The following is a 907-nucleotide window of genomic DNA, read 5'->3' as shown; positions in this document are numbered from 1 at the left end:
GTAACGCCATACGGGAAAAGAGACTGTACCTGCTCTGAGTTGCTCGCCATGGGAATCCACTTTTATCGGTGTATCGGAAGCAACGACCTGAAAGCTTGCTAATAAAAGACCTGAGATTAAAAAAGAATGACGAATTGAAGTCAGCATATTCATAATGAGATTCCTTATCCTAAATAGGACATTAATGATTGATATAATTTTCAATATTGTTTTCAGAGGTAGTCCCATTTAACTTGACCTCAGTAATAAATTTCTGCCCTTTCCACACCTGAATAAATGGGCCACCTCGCAGATATTCACCTACGGTATAGCTAAATTCACCATTAGGAATGGTGACGCTTTGATCTCCATTTGCAGACATACTGAAAGCAACTTTCTCAGCAGGTACATTCAGTAAAATCTCAGGCTTACCGGAATCCTTGCCGTACACATAACGAACATTTCCAGCGACATAACACACACCAACGTGCTTACCTCCCTTAATGGCATATGCATCAAAGATGGTTTGTTCGCCGTCACATGAATCATCCGGGTTGGCATATACAGGTATTGATACTATACAAGCCAATACGAGTGCAGCATTTAATAATATGTTACGCATATAAAAGCATTCCGCATTGTTAAGTAAGGTAGACGCATCACGGACCGTAATATAACGGCCCAGCCTATTCTCATAGTGTTCTCAAAGGAAAAATAGATTTAGCGACATGATGCTAACTCATTTAAAAGACGCATATAACGTTCAATAGCCTCCACCTCCTCCTCTGAGATTAAAAGTTGTAGTCTTAGATTGTTAAATAAAAATTCAGTATTATGATTTGAAAGATAATGTGAAAGTGCGGTTTTATACAAATCCGCACACACCATATTAATCTCAGATTCAAATTTATTTTTATCTTCAAAATTT

At 37.9% G+C, this 907-nt stretch carries 2 protein-coding genes; both read right to left on the bottom strand.

All coding sequences use genetic code 11. The annotated features are described in order from the left end of the window. Window positions 1–181: 181 nt before the first annotated feature. On the bottom strand, window positions 182–601 hold the full coding sequence (locus tag CNE01S_RS25445; protein ID WP_138089237.1) for a hypothetical protein: 420 nt from the start codon (window positions 599–601) through the stop codon (window positions 182–184). Window positions 602–699: 98 nt separating this feature from the next. Beyond that, the coding region (locus CNE01S_RS25685) for a hypothetical protein (RefSeq protein ID WP_218009462.1) at window positions 700–907 on the bottom strand (208 nt) is incomplete at its 5' end.

The organism is Cedecea neteri NBRC 105707 = ATCC 33855, assembly GCF_001571265.1.
Classification (GTDB): Bacteria; Pseudomonadota; Gammaproteobacteria; order Enterobacterales; family Enterobacteriaceae; genus Cedecea; species Cedecea neteri.
This window is presented reverse-complemented; position numbering and strand designations above follow the sequence as displayed.